A 20,397-nucleotide genomic window follows, 5' to 3' on the forward strand; every position below is an offset into this window, starting at 1 on the left:
CGCGGGTTCGCCGGCGGGCGGGGTGCGACGTGAACGAGGAGAAGCTGCTCGGGTACCTGCGCAAGGTCACCGCCGACCTGCACGAGACCCGGGAACGCTTGCGGGAAGCCGAATCCGTGACACCGGAGCCGATCGCCATCGTGGCGATGGCGTGCCGGTTCCCCGGCGGCGTCGAGACGCCCGAGGACCTCTGGCGGGTGCTCGAAACCGGCACCGACACGCTGACGGGCTTCCCGGACGACCGCGGCTGGGACCTCGACGCCGTCTACCACCCGGACCCCGAGCACCCGGGCACGAGCTACGTCGACCAGGGCGGGTTCGTCCGCGACGCGGGCGCGTTCGACGCGGCGTTCTTCGGGATCTCTCCCCGCGAGGCCCTTGCCATGGACCCGCAGCAGCGGCTGCTGCTCGAGACGTCCTGGGAAGCCCTGGAACGCGCCGGGATCGACCCGCAGTCCCTCAAGGGCGCGCCGGTCGGTGTGTTCGCCGGGACCAACGGCCAGGACTACCCGGGCCTGCTCAGCCTCGCCCCCGGCGTCGGTGACGGCTACGAGAGCACCGGCAACGCCGCGAGTGTCCTTTCCGGACGGATCTCCTACGCGCTCGGCCTGGAGGGCCCGGCCGTCACGGTCGACACGGCGTGCTCGTCGTCGCTGGTCGCGCTGCACTGGGCGGCGCACGCGCTGCGCGAGGGGGAGTGCGAGCTGGCGCTCGCCGGCGGCGTCACGGTCATGACGACGCCCGGGGCGTTCATCGGTTTCAGCCGGCAGCAGGGCTTGGCCGCGGACGGCCGGTGCAAGGCGTTCGCCGACGGCGCCGACGGCACGGGCTGGGGCGAGGGCGCCGGTGTCGTGCTGCTGGAACGGCTGTCCGACGCCCGGCGCCACGGCCACCCCGTGCTCGCGATCGTCGCGGGCTCGGCGATCAACTCCGACGGCGCGTCCAACGGCCTCACCGCCCCGAACGGCCCGTCGCAGCAACGCGTCATCCGCGCCGCGCTCGCCGATGCCGGCCTGGCACCGTCCGATGTGGACGTCGTCGAAGCGCACGGCACCGGGACGTCGCTGGGCGACCCGATCGAGGCGCAGGCCCTGCTGTCCACCTACGGCGAGCACCGGCCGGCGGGCCGCCCGCTGTGGCTCGGCTCGATCAAGTCGAACCTCGGGCACACCCAGGCCGCCGCCGGCGTCGCCGGGGTCATCAAGATGGCCCTCGCGCTGCGCAACGGCGTCCTGCCGAAGACCCTGCACGTGGACCGGCCGACGTCCCGGGTGGACTGGTCGGCGGGCGATGTCCGCGTGCTGACCGAGCCGGTCCCGTGGCCCGCGGACGGGCGGGTGCGCCGCGCGGGCGTCTCGGCGTTCGGCGTCAGCGGCACCAACGCGCACGTGCTCCTGGCGGCACCCCCCGTCGAAGAAGCCGCGCCGGAAAACGAACCCGCGCCGCCGGTCGTGCCGTGGGTCCTTTCCGGACGGTCGGAGGCCGCGCTCCGTGCCCAAGCCGCCCGCCTGGCCGGGGTCGACGGCGACCCGGCCGCGATCGGGCGGGCGCTCGCCACGACCCGCTCGGCCTTCGAACACCGGGCCGTGCTGATCGGCGACGCGGCCGAACTGGCCGACGGCGTACGCGCGCTCGCGAAGGGCAACGAGGTGCCCGGCCTCGTCCGCGGCACGGTCACCGAAGGGCTGACGGCGTTCCTGTTCACCGGCCAGGGCGCCCAGCGGGCCGGCATGGGCAGCGAGCTGTACGAGCGCTTCCCGGCCTACGCGAACGCTTTCGACGAGGTCTGCGCGGAGTTCGACCGCCACCTCGACCGTCCACTGAAGACAGTGATCCGGTCGGGCGACGCGCTCGACGAGACGGCGCACACCCAGCCCGCGCTGTTCGCGGTCGAGGTCGCGCTGTTCCGGCTGCTGGAGTCCTGGGGCGTGACACCCGACCACCTCGCCGGTCACTCCATCGGCGAGCTGGCGGCCGCGCACGTCGCGGGCGTGTTCTCCCTCGCCGACGCCGCCGAGCTGGTCGCCGCGCGCGGACGGCTGATGCAGGCCCTCCCGGGCGGCGGGGCGATGGTCGCCGTCCAGGCCACCGAGGACGAGGTCACGCCGCTGCTCACCGACGCCGTTTCGCTGGCGGCGGTCAACGGCCCGGACTCCGTCGTCGTATCCGGTGAGGACGCGGCCGCCGGTGAGATCGAGCGGCACTTCGCCGCGCTCGGTCGCCGGACCCGGCGGCTCACCGTCTCCCACGCCTTCCACTCCCCGCTGATGGACCCGATGCTGGCCGAGTTCGCCGAGGTCGCGGCGCGGATCACCTACGCCAGGCCGCGGCTGCCCATCGTCTCGACGGTGACCGGGACGCCGGTGACCGACGAGCTGACCACTCCGGACTACTGGGTGCGGCAGGTCCGGGAGCCGGTCCGGTTCGCCACCGCCGTGGCGGCGCTCGCGGACCTCGGGACCACCCGGCTCCTGGAACTCGGGCCGCACGGCGTCCTCGCCGCCATGACCGAAGAGTGCCTGCCCGGTGCGACGGCCACCTCGCTGCTGCGCAAGGACCGCGACGAGGTCCGGACCGCGCTGGCCGCCGTCGCGACGATGTACGTCCGCGGCACGCGGACGTACTGGGGCGAGCTGTTCCCCGGCGTGCGGGCGTGCGCACTCCCGACCTACGCCTTCCAGCGCGAGACCTACTGGCCGGAGCTGCCGCGTCCGGTCGGCGGCGCCACCCGCGACAGCCTGCTCAAGCTCGACTGGGTGCCGGTCGCCGCGGGGGAGCCGGTCCCGGCGGCCTGGGCCGTGCTCGGCTCCGGTCACCGCGAGCTGGGCGCCGCTCTGTTCGCCGAGCTGGGCGCGCTGGCCTGCCACCCCGACCTCGACGGCGTCGCGGAGGCGGGCGCGCTGCCCGACGTCCTCGTCGCCCCGTTCCGGTGCGACACGCCCGGAGAGGCGGCTCGGCGCGCGCTGCACCTCGTGCAGTCCTGGCTGGCCGACGAGCGCTTCGACGGCCGCACCCTGGTGGTGCTGACGCAGAACGCCGCCGTCGCCGACGGAGTGTCCGACCTCGCGCAGGCCCCGGTGTGGGGTCTGGTGCGTTCGGCCGCGGCCGAGAACCCCGGCCGGTTCGTGCTCGCCGACGCCGACGACCCGGCGGCCGCGCGGCTGCTGCCCGCCGCGCTCGCGACCGGCGAATCCCAGTTCCTGCTGCGCGACGGCGAGATCCGCGTGGCGCGCCTGGCCAAGCTGACCTCGGCCGAGCCCGGCCCGTCCGCGTACTTCGGTCCGGAAGGGACGGTGCTCGTCACCGGCGGTACCGGGGCGCTGGGTGGACTCGTCGCCCGCCACCTGGTCACCCGGTACGGGGTGCGCCACCTGCTGCTGGCCAGCCGACGCGGTCCTGATGCCGACGGAGTGGCCGAGCTGGTCGCCGACCTCACCGAGCTGGGCGCGGAACCGGTCGTCGCGGCCTGCGACGCCGCCGACCGCGCCGCGCTGGCCGCCCTGCTGGGCACCATCCCGGCGGACCGGCCGCTGACCGGCGTCGTCCACGTCGCCGGGGTCCTCGACGACGGCGTCGTGTCCGCGTTGACCCCCGAGCGCCTGGACACCGTGCTGCGGCCCAAGATCGACGCCGTCACGAACCTGCACGAGCTGACCGCCGGCGCCGACCTGACCGCGTTCGTCGTGTTCTCCTCGATCTCCGGCACGCTCGGCCCGGCCGGGCAGGCGAACTACGCGGCGGCCAACGTCTGGCTCGACGCGCTGGCCCGCCACCGCCGCGACCGCGGACTGCCCGCGCTCGCGCTCGGCTGGGGCCTCTGGGAGCAGGCCGGGGGCATGACCGGCACGCTCGCCGGGCGCGACCGCCGCCGGCTGGGCGCCACCGGCATGATCCCGCTGTCCACTGTGGAGGGTCTGCGGCTGTTCGACGCGGCCTGCCGCGCCGGGGAGCCCTCGGTGCTGCCGATCCGGTTCGACTTCGCCGTGCTCGGCGCCGCCCCGGTCCTGCCGCCGGTGTTCGCCGGGCTCGTCCCGCCGCGGCCGGTCGCCGAGCCCGCCACCGGTCGGCCGGCCGACGTGCTCGACGTCGTCCGCACCGCCGTGGCGCTGGTGCTCGGCTACGCGAACGCGGCGGCCGTCGAGCCGGACCGGGCGTTCAAGGACCTCGGCTTCGACTCGCTGACCGCCGTCGAACTCCGCAACCGCCTCGCCGCGGCCACCGGGCAGCGGCTGCCCGCGACGCTGATCTACGACTACGCCACCCCGAAAGCCCTGGCCACGCACCTGGCCGGGGACGCGGGACCGGCGGCGCCGGTCACCGTCACCGCCCGGACCGACGACGAGCCGATCGCGATCGTGTCGATGGCCTGCCGGTTCCCCGGCGGCGTCCACACGCCCGACGAGCTGTGGACGCTGCTCGCCGAAGGCCGTGACGCGATCGGCGGCTTCCCGGCCGACCGCGGCTGGGACCTCGACGCGCTCTACGACCCGGACCCCGACAGCGAAGGCACGTCGTACGCCCGCGAAGGTGGTTTCCTCGACGACGCCGCGTTGTTCGACCCAGCCTTCTTCGGGATCTCGCCCCGGGAAGCCCTCGCCATGGACCCGCAGCAGCGGCTGCTGCTCGAGACGTCCTGGGAAGCCCTCGAACGCGCCGGCATCGACCCGGAGTCGCTGCGGGGACAGCCGGTCGGCGTGTTCGCCGGGACCAACGGCCAGGACTACCCGGCCCTGCTCGCGCTGTCGCCGAAGAGCGCCGAAGGCTACCTCGGCACCGGCAACGCCGCATCCGTGCTCTCGGGCCGGATCTCCTACGCGCTCGGGCTCGAAGGCCCGGCCGTCACTGTGGACACGGCGTGCTCGTCGTCGCTGGTCGCCCTGCACTGGGCGATCCAGGCCCTGCGCACGGGGGAGTGCTCGCTCGTGCTCGCCGGCGGGGTCACCGTGCTGTCGACGCCGGGCTCGTTCGTCGAGTTCAGCCGCCAGCGGGGCCTGTCGCCGGACGGCCGGTGCCGCGCCTTCTCCGACGACGCGAACGGCACCGGCTGGGGCGAAGGCTCCGGGATGCTCGTGCTGGAACGGCTTTCCGACGCGCGCCGCCACGGCCACCCGGTGCTCGCGGTCGTGCGCGGCAGCGCGGTGAACCAGGACGGCGCGTCGAACGGGCTCACCGCGCCGAACGGTCCTTCGCAGCAGCGGGTGATCCGGGCGGCGCTGGCGAACGCGGGCCTCGAACCGTCCGATGTGGATGCCGTCGAGGCCCACGGCACCGGCACCTCGCTGGGCGACCCGATCGAAGCCCAAGCGCTGATCGCCACCTACGGCCGGGACCGTGACCGTCCACTGTGGCTGGGATCGATCAAGTCCAACCTGGGCCACACCCAGGCGGCCGCGGGCGTCGCCGGCGTCATCAAGATGGTGCTGGCCCTGCGGCACGGCCTGCTGCCGCGGACCCTGCACGCCGACGTGCCTTCGTCCCATGTGGACTGGGCCGAGGGTACCGTGCGGCTGCTGGCGGAGTCCGTCCCGTGGCCGGACGCCGGACACGTGCGCCGCGCGGGCGTGTCGTCGTTCGGGGTGAGCGGCACCAATGCGCACGTCATCATCGAAGCCCCACCCGAGGCGCCCGCGGCACTTTCCCGTGAGAGTGCCGCGGTGACGGCGTGGTCGGTGTCGGGGCACTCCCCGGAAGCTCTGCGGGATCAGGCCGGACGGCTGCTGAGCCACCTCGCGGTCCACGACGCCGAGATCGGCACGGCACTGGCTGCTCGCACGGTCTTCGCCCACCGCGCGGTCGTCGTGGGTGCCGACCGCGAGGAGCTGGTCAGGGGCTTGGCCGCCGTCGCCGCCGACCGTCCGGCGCCCGGCGTCAGCACGGGCGTGCGCGCCGAGGGCGGCACCGCGTTCCTGTTCACCGGCCAGGGCGCGCAGCGGCTCGGCATGGGCGCCGGGCTGCGCCGCGAGTTCCCGGTGTTCGCCGAGGCCTTCGCCGAGGTGTGCGCCGAGTTCGACACGCACCTCGACCGGCCGCTCCTGGAGGTCATCGACACCGACCTCCTCGACCGGACGGGGTACACCCAGCCCGCGCTGTTCGCGGTCGAAGTGGCGCTGTTCCGGCTCCTGGAGTCCTGGGGCGTCCGCCCCGACCGGCTCGCCGGGCACTCGATCGGCGAACTGGCCGCCGCGCACGTCGCGGGCGTGTGGTCGCTACCCGACGCCTGCGCCGTCGTCGCCGCGCGGGGCCGCCTGATGCAGGCGCTGCCCGCCGGGGGCGCGATGCTCGCGATCGAGGCGACCGAAGCCGAAGTCGTTCCGACGCTGCCCCCCGGCGTCGAGCTGGCCGCGGTCAACGGCCCGGCGGCAGTGGTGGTCTCCGGCGCCGAAGACGGTGTTCTGGAAGTCGAACGGCACTGGGCCGGGCGCAAGACCCGGCGGCTGCGCGTCTCGCACGCCTTCCACTCACCGGCCATGGACGCGATGCTCGCCGACTTCGGCCGGGTCCTCGGCGCAGTGACATTCGCGCCGCCCGCCATTCCGATCGTCTCGACGCTGACCGGCGAGCCCGCGACCGATCTGACCTCGCCGGAGTACTGGCTGCGCCAGGCGCGGGGGACGGTCCGGTTCGCCGACGCCGTCACCACCCTCGCCGGGCTGGGCGTGACCCGGTTCGTGGAGCTGGGCCCGGACGGCGTCCTCGCCGCGATGGCCGCGTCCACCGTCGACGCACTGACCATCGCGCTGCTGCGCAAGGACCGCGACGAGCCGCGGGAGGTGCTGAACGCGCTGGCCAAACTGCATGTCAGCGGCTCCACAGTGGACTGGGCGACTGTCCTCGGCGGACCCGGCGAGCCGGCGGAGCTGCCGACGTACGCCTTCCAGCACGAGCGGTTCTGGCCCGAGTTCTCCCTGACGCCGGCCGGTGACGTCACGATGGCGGGCCTCGACCGCCCCGACCACCCGCTGCTCGGCGCGTCGGTCACGAACGCCGAAGACGACACCGTGGTGTGCACCGGCCGGATCTCGCCGCGCACCCACCCGTGGCTCGCCGACCACGTCGTCGCGGGCAGCACGCTGTTCCCCGGCACCGGGTTCGTCGAGCTGGTCCTGCGCGCGGCCGAGCAGGCCGGTGCGGGCGGCATCGACGAGCTGGTCATCGAGACGCCGTTGCCCCTGCCCGCGCGGGAAGGTGTCCAGCTGCAGGTCGTCCTCGGGGCGCCGGACGAGGTGGGTACGCGGGGTGTCACCGTCCACTCGCGACTCGACGACGAGCCGTGGACCCGGCACGCCAGCGGCCGGCTCACCGCCGAACCCGGTCCCGTCCCCGCTGACCTGACGGAGTGGCCGCCGGCCGGGGCCGAGCCGCTGGACCTCGACGGGCTCTACACCGGCGGTCCGGACGGCGGGTTCGGCTACGGCCCGGCCTTCCAGGGCCTGCGCGCGGCCTGGCGGCTCGGCGACGAGGTGCACGCCGAAGTGGCGCTGCGGCCCGAGGAGCACGCGGACGCGGCCCGGTCCGGCCTGCACCCGGCGCTGCTGGACGCGTCGCTGCACGTGCTCGGCACGGTCGCCGAGTGGGCGGGCCGGAACTACCTCCCGTTCTCCTGGAGCGGGGTGACGCTGCACGCGAGCGGCGCGACCGCGGTCCGGGTCACGGTCACCCCGAGCGGCCACGACACGGTGCGGCTGAGCCTGGCCGACCCGGCCGGTCGGCCGGTGGCGTCGGTCGACGCGCTGGTGCTGCGTCCGCTGGCCGCCGGGGCGGTGCGGCCGGCCCGGAAGGCGCCGGAGTCGCTGTTCCGGCTGGACTGGCGGCCGGTCGCCGCACCGCCGGTCGATTCCGCCGCCCGGCGGTGGGCGGTCGTCGGGGCCGACGACCTCAAGGTCGGGCCGTCGCTCGACGCGGCCGGCGTCACGTGCGAGTCCTATGTGGATCTCAATGCGCTCGGCGCCGCGGTGGGTCTCGGTGCGGCCGCGCCGGAAGCGGTGCTGGCGGTCCGCACCCCGGCGGCGGGCAACTTGCCGGACGCCGCCCGTGCGGCCGCGCACGACGTGCTCGCTCTGCTGCAGGAGTGGCTGGCCAACGAGCGGTTCGCGGCGTCGCGCCTGGTGGTGGTGACCCGCGGCGCGGTGGCGGCAGCGGAGGGCGACGACGTCCCCGACCTGGCGTGCGCGCCGGTCTGGGGCCTGGTCCGCTCGGCGCAGTCGGAGCACCCCGGCCGCGTCCGCCTGATCGACCTCGACGACCACGCCGAGTCCGCCGCGGCCCTGCCGGCCGCGATCCTCGCCGACGAGCCCCAGCTCGCGATCCGCGAGGGGGCGCTGCTGGCGGCCCGGCTGACCCGCGCCACCACCGAGGCCGCCACCGGCAAGCGGCCCTTCGGTCCCGATGGCACGGTGCTGCTCACCGGCGCCACCGGCAGCCTGGGGCGCGTGCTGGCGCGGCACCTGGTCACCGCGCACGGCGTCCGGCGGCTGGTGCTGACCAGCCGCAGCGGCGAAACCGCGCCCGGGGCCGCCGAACTGCGGGCCGAGCTGATCGAACTGGGTGCGGACGTCCGGCTCGCCGCGTGCGATACCGCGGACCGGGCCGCGCTCGCCGAGCTGCTGGCGGACGTTCCCGACCTCGCCGCGGTCGTGCACGCGGCCGGCGTGCTCGACGACGGCGTCCTCTCCTCCCTCACGCCGGCGCGGATGGACGCCGTGCTGCGGCCCAAGGTCGACGCCGCCTGGCACCTGCACGAGCTGACCGCGGACCGGAACCTCTCGGCGTTCGTGCTCTTCTCCTCGGTGTCGGCCACCTTCGGCGGGCCCGGCCAGGGCAACTACGCCGCGGCGAACGCCTTCCTCGACGCGCTCGCCACCCACCGGGCCGCCCGCGGCCTGCCCGCCCAGGCGCTGGCCTGGGGCCTGTGGGAGACCGGGATGAGCTCCGCGCTCGACGCGTCCGACCGGAAGCGGATGTCACGCGGCGGCGTCCACGCGCTGCCGGTCGAGCAGGGGCTGGCGTTGTTCGACACCGCGACCTCGCTCGCCGAACCCGCGCTGGTTCCGGCGAAGCTGGACCTCACGGCGATGACCGGCCAAGTCGGGTCCGTCCTCAAGGGACTCGTTCGGCCGGTGAGACGAGCCGCGTCGGCCGCCGCCCCGGTGTCCGGCGAGGCCGCCCTGCGCGCCGCGCTGGCCGGGAAACCGGAGCGGGACCAGCAGGTGATCCTGCTGGACCTGGTCCGGGCCACCGCGGCCACGGTGCTGGGGCACGCCGGTCCCGAGGCCGTGCGGCCGGACGTCGGGTTCCTCGTCGCGGGCTTCGACTCGCTGACCGCGGTCGAGCTGCGCAACGTCCTCGGCGCGTCGACCGGCCTGCGGCTGCCGCCGACGCTGGTCTTCGACTTCCCCGCGCCGGAAGACCTGGCCGCGCACCTGCGGACCGAGCTGAACGTCGCCGCGGTGACGACGTCCACTGTGGACTCCGGCGAGACGCTCAGCGCGTTGTTCCGCACGGCTTGCGAACTCGGCAAGATGAAGGAAGGCTTCGAGCTGCTGCAGAACGCGGCGCTGCTGCGGCCCACCTTCGACGCGGCCGCCGACCTGGCCGAGCGGCCGGGGTCGGTGCAGCTGGCCGCCGGGGAGCGCACGCCGAAGCTCATCTGCTTCAGCTCGTACGTGGCGCTGGCCGGGGTGCACCAGTACGCCCGGTTCGCCTCGCCGTTCCGCGGTGACCTGGACGTGCACGCGCTGCCGGCGCCGGGGTTCGTCAAGGGCGAGGCGCTGCCGACCAGCGTCCGCGCGGTCGCCGAGGTCCAGGCGGACTCGGTGCTGCGCGTGGCCGACGGCAAGCCGTTCGTGCTGCTCGGGTCGTCCTCGGGCGGGATGCTCGCGCACGCCGCCGCCGAGCTGCTCGAAGAGCGGGGCACGCCGCCGCTGGCCGTCGTGCTGCTCGACAGCTATCTGCCGCGTGAGGACTCGCCGCTGGACCGGTTCCGCGACGAGCTGTTCGGCGGCATGTTCGACCGAGAAGAGGTGTTCGCGCCGATGGACGTCGCCCGGCTGTCGGCGATGAGCTGGTACTTCCGGCTCATGGCCGGCTGGGAGCCCGCGAAGCTGTCGGTGCCGCTTCTGCTCGTCCGCTCGTCCGAGCCCCCGGTCGCGGGCGGGCGGCTCGCCCCGGAGGAGTGGCAGACGCACTGGGACACCGCGGACTTCGTCGTCGACGTCCCGGGCAACCACTTCACCATGGTCGAAGACCACGCCGCCACCACCGCCGAGACCGTGCGCGGCTGGCTCGGCACCACCCTGAGGACGGAGTTCACGCATGACTGAGAACCCGGAGCTGTGGCTCCGCCGCTACCACGACGCGGACGAGGGCGCCGTCCAGCTGTTCTGCCTGCCGCACGCGGGCGGCTCGGCCAGCTTCTACTTCCCGATGTCCGCCGGGCTCGGCCGCTCGGTCGAGGTCCTGTCCGTGCAGTACCCGGGCCGCCAGGACCGACGGCTCGAACCCGGGATCGACAACCTCCCCGAACTCGCGGACCGGGTCGTCGAAGTCCTGGCCGAGCGGACGCGCAAGCCGTTCGCGCTGTTCGGCCACAGCATGGGCGCGACGCTCGGCTTCGAGGTCGCCACTCGGCTGGAACAGGCGGGCGTGACGCCGTTGCACCTGTTCGCGTCCGGCCGGCGCGCACCCGCGTGCCGCCGCGACGAGTCCGTGCACAAGCTCGACGACGACGGCGTGATCGCCGAGATGCGCAAGCTCGGCGGCACCAACGCGGCCGTGCTGGGCGACGAGGAGATCCTGCGGATGGCGTTGCCCGCCATCCGCAACGACTACAAGGCGGCGGAGACCTACGTCAAGCAGCCGGGACCGAAGCTGGCCACGCCGGTCACCGTGCTGACCGGCGACGCCGACCCGAAGACCACTGTGGCCGAGGCTCGCGCGTGGGAGGACCACACCGACGGCGAGTTCGAGCTGAAGGTGTTCGACGGCGGGCACTTCTTCCTCGCCGACCACCAGCCCGAGGTGCTGCGGCTGATCTCCGCGCGGCTCGCGGGCACGCTCTCCGGTCACCACTGAAAGGCAGCCTGCCGTGCGCGTGTTGTTCGTGACGCTGGACGAGAAGTCCCACCTGTACTGCATGGTCCCGGCCGCCTGGGCGCTCGTCGCGGCCGGGCACGAGGTGCGGGTGGCCGCGTCGCCGGGGTTCACCGACGTCGTCACCGGCACCGGCTTGACCGCGGTGCCGGTCGGCGTGGACAACACGATGCACGAGGGCATGAAGCAGAACCGCGACGCCCAGGAAGCCGACATCGCGAACTGGAACGACACGGACCCGGCGTCGCACACCTGGGAGGCGCTGCACCAGCGCTATACCTTCACCGTGTGGGCCGGGTTCGCCATCTACAACGACGACATGGTCGGGGACCTGGTCGCCCACGCCCGGGAGTGGCAGCCCGACCTGGTCGTCTGGGACGCGCTGACCTACGCCGGAGCGATCGCGGCGAAGGCCTGCGGCGCCGCGCACGTGCGGCAGCTGTGCTGGGCCGACGTCTGGTGCGCCATGCGCGCGACGTTCCTGCAGGTGATGGCCGAACAGCCCGCCGAGGAGCAAGAAGACCCGCTGTACGACTGGCTCGAGCTGACCGGACGCCCGTTCGGCGTCGGCTTCGACGAGGAGCTCGTCACCGGCCAGGCGACCATCGACCCGCTGCCGGAGTCGCTCGGCGCGCGCTCCGGCGTCCGCCGGCTGCCGGTGCGGCACGTGCCCTACAACGGCCGCGCGGTGGTGTGGGACTGGCTGCGCGAACCGCCGTCCCGGCCGCGGGTGTGCCTGACCCTGGGTTCGTCCAACACGGACGCGTTCGGCGGCGACTACGTCTCGATCCCGGAGATACTGGCCGCCCTGTCCACTTTGGACATCGAAGTGATCGCGGCGCTGGTGCCCGAGCAGCGCAAGGCTCTGGACGAGGTCCCGGGCAACGTCCGGGTCGTCGAGTCGGTCGCGCTGCACACGGTGCTGCCGAGCTGCGCGGCGATCGTGCACCACGGCGGCTTCGGCAGCTACGGCGCGGCGCTGGTGGCCGGCGTCCCGCAGCTGACGGTGACCACGCCGATCGCCGACCACCTCCTGCGTCCGCAGCGGCTCGTCGACGAGGGCGCGGGACTGTTGTTCACCCACAACGGCTTCACCGCCGGCGACCTGCGGTCCGCGGTGGCCCGGCTGGTCGGGGAACCGGCGTTCACGGCCAACGCGCGCCGCCTGCGCGACCTCGCGCTGGCCCAGCCGACCCCGGCCGAGCTGGTCGCGGACCTGGAGAAGCTGGTCGCCGAGCGTCGTGAGTGAGAAACAGTGTTCTAACCCTGTTTCTCACTCACGACGCTTCAGGCGAGGCGCTTACGGATCTCCGGTGCGTGCTCGATGGCGAAGGCCACGAGCGCCGAGACTTCGCGGACCTGCTCACTGGTGACCGACGGTCCGGTCGGGAGCGTCAGCACCCGCCGCGAGAACGCGTCCGTGGCGGGCAGCGAGACCGGCCGCTCAGTGCGGTAGGGCTCGCATTCGTGCACGCACGGCGAGAAGTAGCGCTGCGCCAGCACGTTGTCCGCCCGCAGGAGGTCGAGGATGGTGTCGCGGGACAGGCCGCACTCCTCCTCGTCGACCTTGACGACGTTGTACTGGTAGCTGTTGCGGTTCTCCTCGTCGTAGCGGTGCATCTCCAACCCGGGCAGCCCGTCCAGCAAGGCGGCGTACTGCTCGTAGTGCGCGCGGTTGGCGGCGATGGTGGCCGGCAGCGCGTCGAGCGAGGTCAGCCCCATCGCCGCGGACGCCTCGCTCATCTTGGCGTTGGTGCCGGCGAACTCGGTGACGTGCTCCTCGCCCCAGCCGAAGTTGTGCGTGTACCGGGCGAGCTGGGCGAAGTCGTCGTCGTTCGTGACGATCCCGCCGCCCTCGAAGGTCGTGACGACCTTCGCCGCGTGGAAGCTGAACATCTCGGCCTTGCCGAACCCGCCGAGCGGCTGGGAGCCGAAGCTGCAGCCGATGCCGTGCGCGGCGTCGAAGAAGAGGGTCAGGTTGTGCAGCTCGGCGATCTTCTCCAGCTCCTGGATGGCGGCCGGCTGGCCCCACAGGTGCACGCCGACCAGCCCGGTCGTGCGGTCGGTGATCAGGCGCTCGACCTGCTCGGGGTCGATGCACCCGGTGGCCGGGTCGAGATCGCAGAAGACCGGCGTCAGACCGAGGTAGCGCATCGCGTGCGCGGTCGCGACGTAGGTCATCGACGGCATGATGACCTCGCCGGTGAGGCCGGCGGCCCGGGCCATCACCTCGAGCGCGATCGTCCCGTTGCAGGTGGCGACGCAGTGCTTCGCGCCGGTGTGGTCGGCGATCCGTGCCTCGAACTCCTTGACCAGCGGGCCGCCGCTGGTGAGCCGCCCGCTGTCGAGGGCCACCTCCAGCCGTTCGTAGAATTTCGCCCGGTCCCCGGTGCTCGGCTTGCCCACCACCAAGGTCTTCTCGAAAGCCATGGGGCCGCCGAACAGGGCCAGGTCGTCAACGCTCGTCTTCATGAAGGTCCTTCCCCAGGGGGCGCGGACTGCCCTTTTCCCGCGCGACGTGCATTTCGTTGCTTTGCAACAGCTGTTGAGATCCCCCTCGTGCGGTCGTCTGCAGGATAGGTACGGCGCGACCGGGTGATGCGATGTCGCGGGGAAACTCTGTGGAACCCCCTAGTCGTCCCGGCGTAGAAACGTTCAAAGCGGTTTTGGGAGGAAATAGCCAGAACTTGCGTGGTAGCCGGTACGGAACGGCGGGCCGGTGCCCGACGATGCGGTGGTGAGCAGGCACATCGCCGTCTTCAGTTTTCCCGCGTACGCCCACGTCGCGCCGGTCCTCCCGGTGGTCGCCGAGCTGGTGCGCCGCGGCCACCGCGTCACCTTCGCCGTCGTCGACGAGTTCGCCGCGAAGGTGACGGCGACCGGGGCCGAGGTACTGCCCTACACCTCGACGTTCCCCTGGGCGACCGGGCTGGGCGACACCGCGTCCGACGGGTACGCGCTGCGGGCCATGCTGGCGTTCATGGGCGAGGGCCTCGCCCCGCTCGACGCCGCCATGGCCCGGTTCGCCGACGACCCGCCGGACCTGGTCGTGCACGACCTCGCCGCGTCCGAGACGGCGCGGCTGATCGCGCGGAAGTGGGCGGTGCCCACGGTCCAGTCCTGCCCGGAGTTCGCGTCCAACGAGCACTTCGCGCTGAACGAGGCGCAGGCCGATTCGGACTCCGCCGCGCCACCGGACCTCACCGATCCCGAACTGGCGAAGTTCGTCGCCGCCACCGAGCGGCTGCTGGCCCGGCACGGACTGTCCGATGTGGACTCTCGGACCGGCGACCCCGGCTACCACCTCGTCTACCTGCCGAAGGCGTTCCAGATCCGCGGCGAGACCTTCGACGACCGCTTCGCGTTCATCGGGCCGAGCTTCGACCGGACGGTGCCGGCGGGGGAGTGGACCCCGCCCGCGGACGGGCTGCCGCTCGTGCTGATCTCGCTGGGCACCTCGCGTAGCCGGGAACAGGTCGGCTTCTTCCGCAAGTGCGTCCGGGCGTTCACCGGGCAGCCGTGGCACGTGGTGCTGACGCTCGGCAAGTGGGTCGACCCCGAGGAACTCGGGCCGCTGCCGGAGAACATCGAGGCGCACCCGTTCGTCGCGCACGCGGCGCTGCTGCCGCACACCGAGGTCTTCGTCACCCACGGCGGGCTGGGCAGCACCATGGAAGCGCTGCACTACGGCGTCCCGATGGTGATGACGCCGTCGCAGAGCGACCAGGTGGTGACCGCGGCCCGGGTCGCCGAGCTCGACCTCGGCCGGGTGGTGTCGCGCACCGACGTCACCGAGGCGGAGCTGCTCGAAGCGGTCACGGCGACCGCGTCCGATCCCGTGGTCGCCGAGCGCGTCCGGTGGATGCGCGGTGAAGTCGAGCTGGCCGGTGGGGAGATCCGTGCGGCCGACGCCGTCGAATCGTGGCTCCGGACGAAAGTGGAGGCGAAGTGAAACTGGCGGAGGTCTACCTCAGCGGGATCGGCACCTACGTGCCGGCGACCACCGGCGTCGAGGCGGCGATCGAGCAGGGGTGGATGACCGCCGAGGACGCCGAGACGTCCGGCCTCACCGGCGCGGCCTGCGCCGGCGAGACCCCGGCCCCGGACATGGCGCTGTGGGCCGGGCAGGAGGCCGTGGCGCGGGCGGGCGTCGAGCCGGAGTCCCTGGACGTGTTGCTGTACGCGGACAACTACCACTCCGGCCCGGACGGCTGGTTCCCGCAGTTCTGGCTGCAGCGGCACCTCGTCGGCGGCGACCTGCTGGCGGCGCAGCTGCGTCAGGGCTGCAACGGCATGTTCGGGGCACTGGAGCTGGCCTCGACGTACCTGATCGCGCGTGGTGGCGGGACGGCGATGACGGTGGCGTCGGACAACTCGACGTCACCGCTGGTGAACCGCTGGCGCTGCCTGCGCCCGGACTTCGTCATCGGCGACGGCGCGACGGCGGTGGTGCTGAACACGACGTCCGGCTTCGCGCGCCTGAAGTCGGCGAGCTCGATCACAGTGCCCGAGCTGGAGGGCATGCACCGCGGCGACGAGCCGATGTTCCCCCCGGGCGCGACGATCGGCCGGTTCATGGACTTCGCCGAGCGCATCGACTTCTTCGGGTTCGAGAACCGCGACACGATGCTCCACAGTGGCCTGAACCTGCTGAAGACGCGCTCGGAGCTGATCGACCGGGTGCTGTCGGAGGCGGGCATCGGCATCGACGAGGTCAGCCGCATCGCGTACAACCACGGCTCGCGCAAGTACGTCGAGGACGGGTTGCTGGCGATGCTGGGCATCCCGCTGGAGAAGTCGAACTGGGACTTCGGCCGCGGGCTGGGTCACCTCGGCGCGAGCGACCAGGTGGCGTCGCTGGCGAACATGCTCGGGACGGGCCAGCTGGAGCCGGGCGACCACGTGCTGATGGTCGGGATCGCGCCGGGGGTCAGCGTGGCCGGTGCGGTGGTGGAGATCCTGGACGTGCCGGAGTGGGCCGGGCCGGTCGTGCCCCGGGCTTGAAGCAGGCGGGCGAGTAGGCAGGCAGGCCGGAGGTCGCCTTCAGCGGACGTGGTCCGGTGGAGGCGGCCTTTTGCGTTCTCGGAGACCGGTGGGGCGGCTTGCCGTTGCGTGAGCCCACCCAGGGCCGGTGCGGTGCGGCGCCGCTCGGCTGCCGCTGACCCGCCCGGGTTACCCCGGACCCGCACCGAACCGAACCCCTACCGAACCACCGGGCACCCCTGAACCGCCCACATCGGTCACTCCCGGTGCATCCCCCGCTGTCGCACGGTAGCAACCCTCGAACTTCAGGTGGAAACTGACCAACAATACGTGAACTCATCGCGGCAGCGTCCGGAAACGCGAATCGGGTGGTCCGAGGTCTCCCTCGTCCCACCCGATTCACCCGGTCAGCGGTGCGCCGGCTCAGCCGCCGCTGCCGCCGCCGTACGCGCCGCCCAAAAGGCGGCTGCGGCGCTTGCGGTTCTTTTCGTCGTCAGCCTTGGCGTTGTCCGCCTTGGAGTCCGAAGGCTTCTTCTTGGAATCGTCTTCCTTTTTTCCGAAAACACCCACTGCCTCAGTCCTTTCGTTGCGCCGACCCTCGTCGCGAAATCGATCCCTGCCTTCGCAGGATAGCGCAGGGTACTGCCGGGCGCACCCTTCGCGACCTGCATTCAGGGGATTTCCCGGAGGGGTTCCCGCCTCGCGGGAAAAAGGGACGGCCGGGTCCGCCGGAAGGGTACCGATACCGGCGCAAACCGGACATCGATCCCCGCCCGGGCGGCCCGGCCGGCCCTGGGGAAAGCGATCAGCGGATGTACTGCGGGGTCACCTTCGGCGGCCACTGGCCGATGCACAGGATGCCCTGCGAGTACGCCTTCGAGACCAGCGCCGAGCGGTTCGGCGACTTGAACTGCCGCAGCATCGCGCCGACGTGGTACTCGATCCCCTGCCTGCTCAGGTACAGCTTCGAAGCCAGCTGCACGGTCGAAATGCCGGCCGCGACGCCCTCGAGGACCTTCGCGTCCAGTTCGCTGAGGAGCTTGGTCTTCTCGATCGCCGGTCGCGGAGCCTCCGTGGCGCGGTCCGGCTTGATCAGCACGACGATCGTGGTGACCTGGCCGGACTGGCTGCGCACCGCGATGCCGGTCAGCCCGCCCGAGAGCACCGGCTGCGCGGGCCGCACGCCCACCAGGCGAGCGCTGAAGCGGTCACGGCGGCCTTCGTTCAGCCGCGCCAGCTGCTGGAGGGTGAACTGCTTGGCGCTCGGGTGCACGAAGTCCACAAAGCTCTGTCCGAAAACGTCGGACGCGGTCCGGCCGAGCTGGCGGAGGAAATCGCCATTGGCTTCGATCACCCGGAGATCGGGTCCCAGATTCGCGATGCAGACGTCGGACATGTCGAAGGCGGGTACGTTCTGGTTCTGTCTTTCGGCTACGGCCGGGAGGCCGTGCGGGACCGCCGCCGGCCGCTCGACCAAGGAATCGACACGCGTGTTCATCGAGTTCGAACCCCCAGATTCGTTCTACGTTTCGAGGCATTGTCCACGGACAAAAGACGTCAGCGACCCCCGAGCTCCCCTCAAGAGGGTCAACGGCACCTGTCCGGATGGGTTATTCACACCACCCCAGCGGAACCTCGAGTCCTTCCCCAGAACGATCCTCGAGTCCACCCGGCCAGAGCCGCTTCGGTCCGTTTCGTTGGAAACAAACCAAATGACGTCTCGTACGCTAGCCAACGGGGTATGACCCGTCAATGCCGGTCGGGAGGTTGGGGGCTAACACTGGGGTCCGCCTGACCGGAGGTACGGCACCCCGGGGCGCACCTTCGGTAGTGCGGTCCTCGGACGGCACCGGCCGTTCACCCACCGCTCGCGAAGAGGTCAGCCCGCGGTGGTGGTGACCGGCAGCTGCTGCACGCCGAACACGCCGCCGGCGTGGAACGGCACCTCGGCGCCCGGGGCGATCCGCAGGTGCTCGAACCGCTCGAACAGCAGCTCCAGCGCGATCCGCCCCTCGAGCCGCGCCAGCGGCGCGCCCAGGCAGAAGTGGATGCCGTGCCCGAACGCGGCGTGAGCGTTCGGCTTGCGGGTCAGGTCGAACCGCCACGCGTCGGTGAACTCGCGCTCGTCGTAGTTCGCCGACACCACCCAGGCCCAGACGATCGAGTCGGCGGGGATCACCGTGCCGGCCACCTCGACGTCGGTCGTGGTCACCCGGACCACCCGGGGGAACGGCGGCCGCAGCCGCAGCACCTCCTCGAGCAGCGGCTCGACCAGCGACGGGTCGGCCCGCACCCGCTCGTAGACGCCGGGGGCGTCCTCCAGGCAGAGCAGCACGTTGCCGAGCAGCATCGTCGTGGTGACGTGCCCGGCGAGCAGCAGCAGCGCGGTGAAGTTGCCGACCTCCTCGTCGGTCAGCCGCTCCCCGTCGATCGAGGACTCCACGAGGCGGGTCAGCAGGTCGTTCCGCGGTTCGGCGCGCCGGGCGGCGATCTGGGCGTTGAGGTACGCCTCCATCTCCTCGATCGCGACGGCGAGCTTCTCGCCGGTGCTCGGGTCGTCGACCTGCAGGGCCATCAGCGCCTCGGCCCAGCCCCGGAACAGCGCGCGGTCGGTGGCGGGCACGCCCAGCAGCTCGGCGATGACGATCACCGGCAGCGGGTAGGCCAGGACGTCGACCAGGTCGAACGCCGTCGCGCCCGGTTCGACCGCGGCCAGCAGCTCCCGGGTTAGCTCGGTGATCCGCGGCTCGAGGTCGGCGACCACCTTCGGGGTGAACGCCTGGCTGACCAGGCGGCGCAGCTTGCGGTGCTCGGGCGGGTCGATGACCAGCAGGGTGCCCGGGGGCGCCTGGTCGCCGGGCGAGGTCAGGCGCGTCGTGTCCGAGGAGAACAGCTGCGCGTCGGTGCTGACGCGGCGGACGTCGGCGGACCGGAACACGTGCCAGGCCCCGGCCTCGTCCTGCCACACGGGCGTGTCGGCCCGCATCTTCTCGAGCCAGGTCAGCAGGGAAGCGCCGCCGTCCGGGGCGATTTCCGGGGCAGCGGTCAGCTCGGTGGTGTCCACGAATTCACTCCCAGGGATCAGGCGGTCAGCCGGGCCTCGACGCGGTCGGCGGCCGCCGCGGCACCCCCGGCATCGGTGATGTGCTCGCGCATCCGGGCCACGCGTTCGTGCGCGCCGGCGTCCTCGGCGAGGCCGGTGACGGCGTTCAGCAGCGACCCGGCGTCGACGGCGTCCGGGTCGACCCGGACACCGAGGCCGAGCTCGGCGAGCCGGTCGGCGACGATCTCCTGCTCCAGCGTCCGCGGCACGACCACCGGTGGGACGCCCAGGGCGAGGGACTCCATGGTGCTGCCCATCCCGGCGTGCGAGACGAACCCGCTGGCCCGGCTCAGCACGGCCGGCTGCGGGACCCACGGGTGCAGCGCGAAGTTCGGCGGCACCGGGCCCAGGTCCGCCGGCGAGACCAGGCGGCCGATCGTCATGACGACGTGCCACGGCGTCCCGGCGAACGCCTCCAGGCACGAGGCGAAGAACTCGCGCTGGTGGTGGTAGCCGAAGCTGCCCATGGCGATCAGCAGCACCGGCCGGTCGTCCGGCGGGGTCCAGCCGCCCGCCCGGTCGCCGAGGCACGGCCCCACGAAAGCGAAACCGTCGTCGAAGGTGTCGCCGCCGGGCTGGAACTCCCGCGGCAGGAACACGAGCTTGGTGTCTTCACGGGCTTCCGCGAACTCCGCCGCGGACGTGCCGGGCAGGTGCTCGGCGAGCACGTCGCCGACGACCGACGCGGCCTTGGCGAGCGCGGGGTGCGCCGGGTCGGGCGCGGGGACCTTGCCCGCCATCGAGGCGTACGGCGAAAACTTCTCGTTCGCGACGAACGTCGAGCACATCAGGAGCGCCGGGATCTCCCACTTGCGGGCCAGCAGACGCCCGGTGGGGTAACCGAAAGCGTCGTACAGGAACACGTCCGGCCGGTCGCCTTCGAAGGCGCCGAGCGCGGTCCGCAGCGGCGCGAAGCCTTCCAGTGCCTGGGCGAGGCCCGCCTCCGCGACGACGTCACCGGTGATCTTCTCCGGGATCGCCACGGTGTCCCACGACTTCGGCACGTGGGACTCGTACGGCAGCACGGTGGCGCCGGTGGCGCGCACGGCATCGGCGTACTGCTCGGCCACCACGTAGCTCACCCGGTGGCCGCGCCGCACGAGCTCGGCCGCCACGGGCAGCGTCGGGTTGACGTGCCCGTGGGCCGGATAGTTGAGGAAGGCGATGTGGCTTCCCGACGGGGGAGTCATGTCTCGAAAGCTAGTCCGGCCCGGCGGCCAGTC

Annotated in this window: 9 protein-coding genes and 1 pseudogene; 5 read left to right on the forward strand and 5 right to left on the reverse strand. The window is 72.8% G+C overall.

Features of this window, described 5'->3' with window-relative positions; all coding sequences use genetic code 11:
- Positions 1–35: 35 nt before the first annotated feature.
- From AA23TX_RS28520 to AA23TX_RS28530, 3 genes and pseudogenes are all read left to right on the forward strand, one after another.
- Positions 36–10,319: pseudogene (locus AA23TX_RS28520) on the forward strand (type I polyketide synthase); the annotation flags it as partial.
- The gene (locus AA23TX_RS28525) at positions 10,312–11,070 is read left to right on the forward strand and encodes a thioesterase II family protein (RefSeq protein WP_155545881.1); all 759 of its coding nucleotides are present in this window, start codon (positions 10,312–10,314) and stop codon (positions 11,068–11,070) included. The pseudogene AA23TX_RS28520 and the gene AA23TX_RS28525, both read left to right, overlap by 8 nt.
- Before the next feature lie 13 nt (positions 11,071–11,083).
- On the forward strand, positions 11,084–12,337 hold the full coding sequence (locus AA23TX_RS28530; RefSeq protein ID WP_155545882.1) for an activator-dependent family glycosyltransferase: 1,254 nt from the start codon (positions 11,084–11,086) through the stop codon (positions 12,335–12,337).
- Positions 12,338–12,375: 38 nt separating this feature from the next.
- Here AA23TX_RS28530 and AA23TX_RS28535 read toward each other — a convergent pair whose 3' ends face one another.
- Positions 12,376–13,560, reverse strand: coding sequence for an aminotransferase class I/II-fold pyridoxal phosphate-dependent enzyme (locus tag AA23TX_RS28535; RefSeq protein ID WP_155545883.1), 1,185 nt, complete (start codon positions 13,558–13,560; stop codon positions 12,376–12,378).
- Between the two features lie 265 nt (positions 13,561–13,825).
- On the opposite strand from AA23TX_RS28535, the gene AA23TX_RS28540 reads away from it, so the two are divergent.
- Both AA23TX_RS28540 and AA23TX_RS28545 read left to right on the forward strand, forming a co-directional pair.
- Complete coding sequence (locus AA23TX_RS28540; RefSeq protein WP_196425572.1) at positions 13,826–15,040, forward strand: macrolide family glycosyltransferase; 1,215 nt, start codon at positions 13,826–13,828, stop codon at positions 15,038–15,040.
- Positions 15,037–16,092: a ketoacyl-ACP synthase III family protein gene (locus AA23TX_RS28545; RefSeq protein WP_155545885.1), complete on the forward strand. Its 1,056-nt coding sequence runs from the start codon at positions 15,037–15,039 to the stop codon at positions 16,090–16,092. The genes AA23TX_RS28540 and AA23TX_RS28545 overlap by 4 nt, the downstream gene beginning before the upstream one ends.
- 402 nt (positions 16,093–16,494) lie before the next feature.
- Here the strand turns inward: AA23TX_RS28545 and AA23TX_RS28550 are convergent, their stop codons facing one another.
- The 4 genes from AA23TX_RS28550 to AA23TX_RS28565 form a co-directional block, all read right to left on the reverse strand.
- Entirely contained in the window at positions 16,495–16,641 is a 147-nt protein-coding gene (locus tag AA23TX_RS28550; protein WP_155545886.1) for a hypothetical protein, read from the reverse strand.
- 235 nt (positions 16,642–16,876) lie between these two features.
- Positions 16,877–17,569 (reverse strand): helix-turn-helix transcriptional regulator, encoded by a 693-nt coding sequence (locus tag AA23TX_RS28555; RefSeq protein WP_230862745.1) that lies wholly within the window; start codon positions 17,567–17,569, stop codon positions 16,877–16,879.
- Between the two features lie 381 nt (positions 17,570–17,950).
- Entirely contained in the window at positions 17,951–19,135 is a 1,185-nt protein-coding gene (locus AA23TX_RS28560; protein WP_230862746.1) for a cytochrome P450, read from the reverse strand.
- A 17-nt stretch (positions 19,136–19,152) separates the two neighbouring features.
- Complete coding sequence (locus AA23TX_RS28565; RefSeq protein ID WP_155545887.1) at positions 19,153–20,364, reverse strand: macrolide family glycosyltransferase; 1,212 nt, start codon at positions 20,362–20,364, stop codon at positions 19,153–19,155.
- Between the last annotated feature and the right edge of the window lie 33 nt (positions 20,365–20,397).

Origin of the sequence: Amycolatopsis camponoti, from assembly GCF_902497555.1 — a bacterium.
Taxonomy (GTDB): Bacteria; Actinomycetota; Actinomycetes; order Mycobacteriales; family Pseudonocardiaceae; genus Amycolatopsis; species Amycolatopsis camponoti.

What these genes read in the sequence shown, in the direction of transcription:
- AA23TX_RS28525 (WP_155545881.1), top strand. Translation starts at nt 10,312, where the DNA reads ATGACTGAGAACCCGGAGCTGTGGCTCCGCCGCTACCACGACGCGGAC.
- AA23TX_RS28535 (WP_155545883.1), bottom strand. Translation starts at nt 13,560, where the DNA reads ATGAAGACGAGCGTTGACGACCTGGCCCTGTTCGGCGGCCCCATGGCT.
- AA23TX_RS28555 (WP_230862745.1), bottom strand. Translation starts at nt 17,569, where the DNA reads ATGAACACGCGTGTCGATTCCTTGGTCGAGCGGCCGGCGGCGGTCCCG.
- AA23TX_RS28565 (WP_155545887.1), bottom strand. Translation starts at nt 20,364, where the DNA reads ATGACTCCCCCGTCGGGAAGCCACATCGCCTTCCTCAACTATCCGGCC.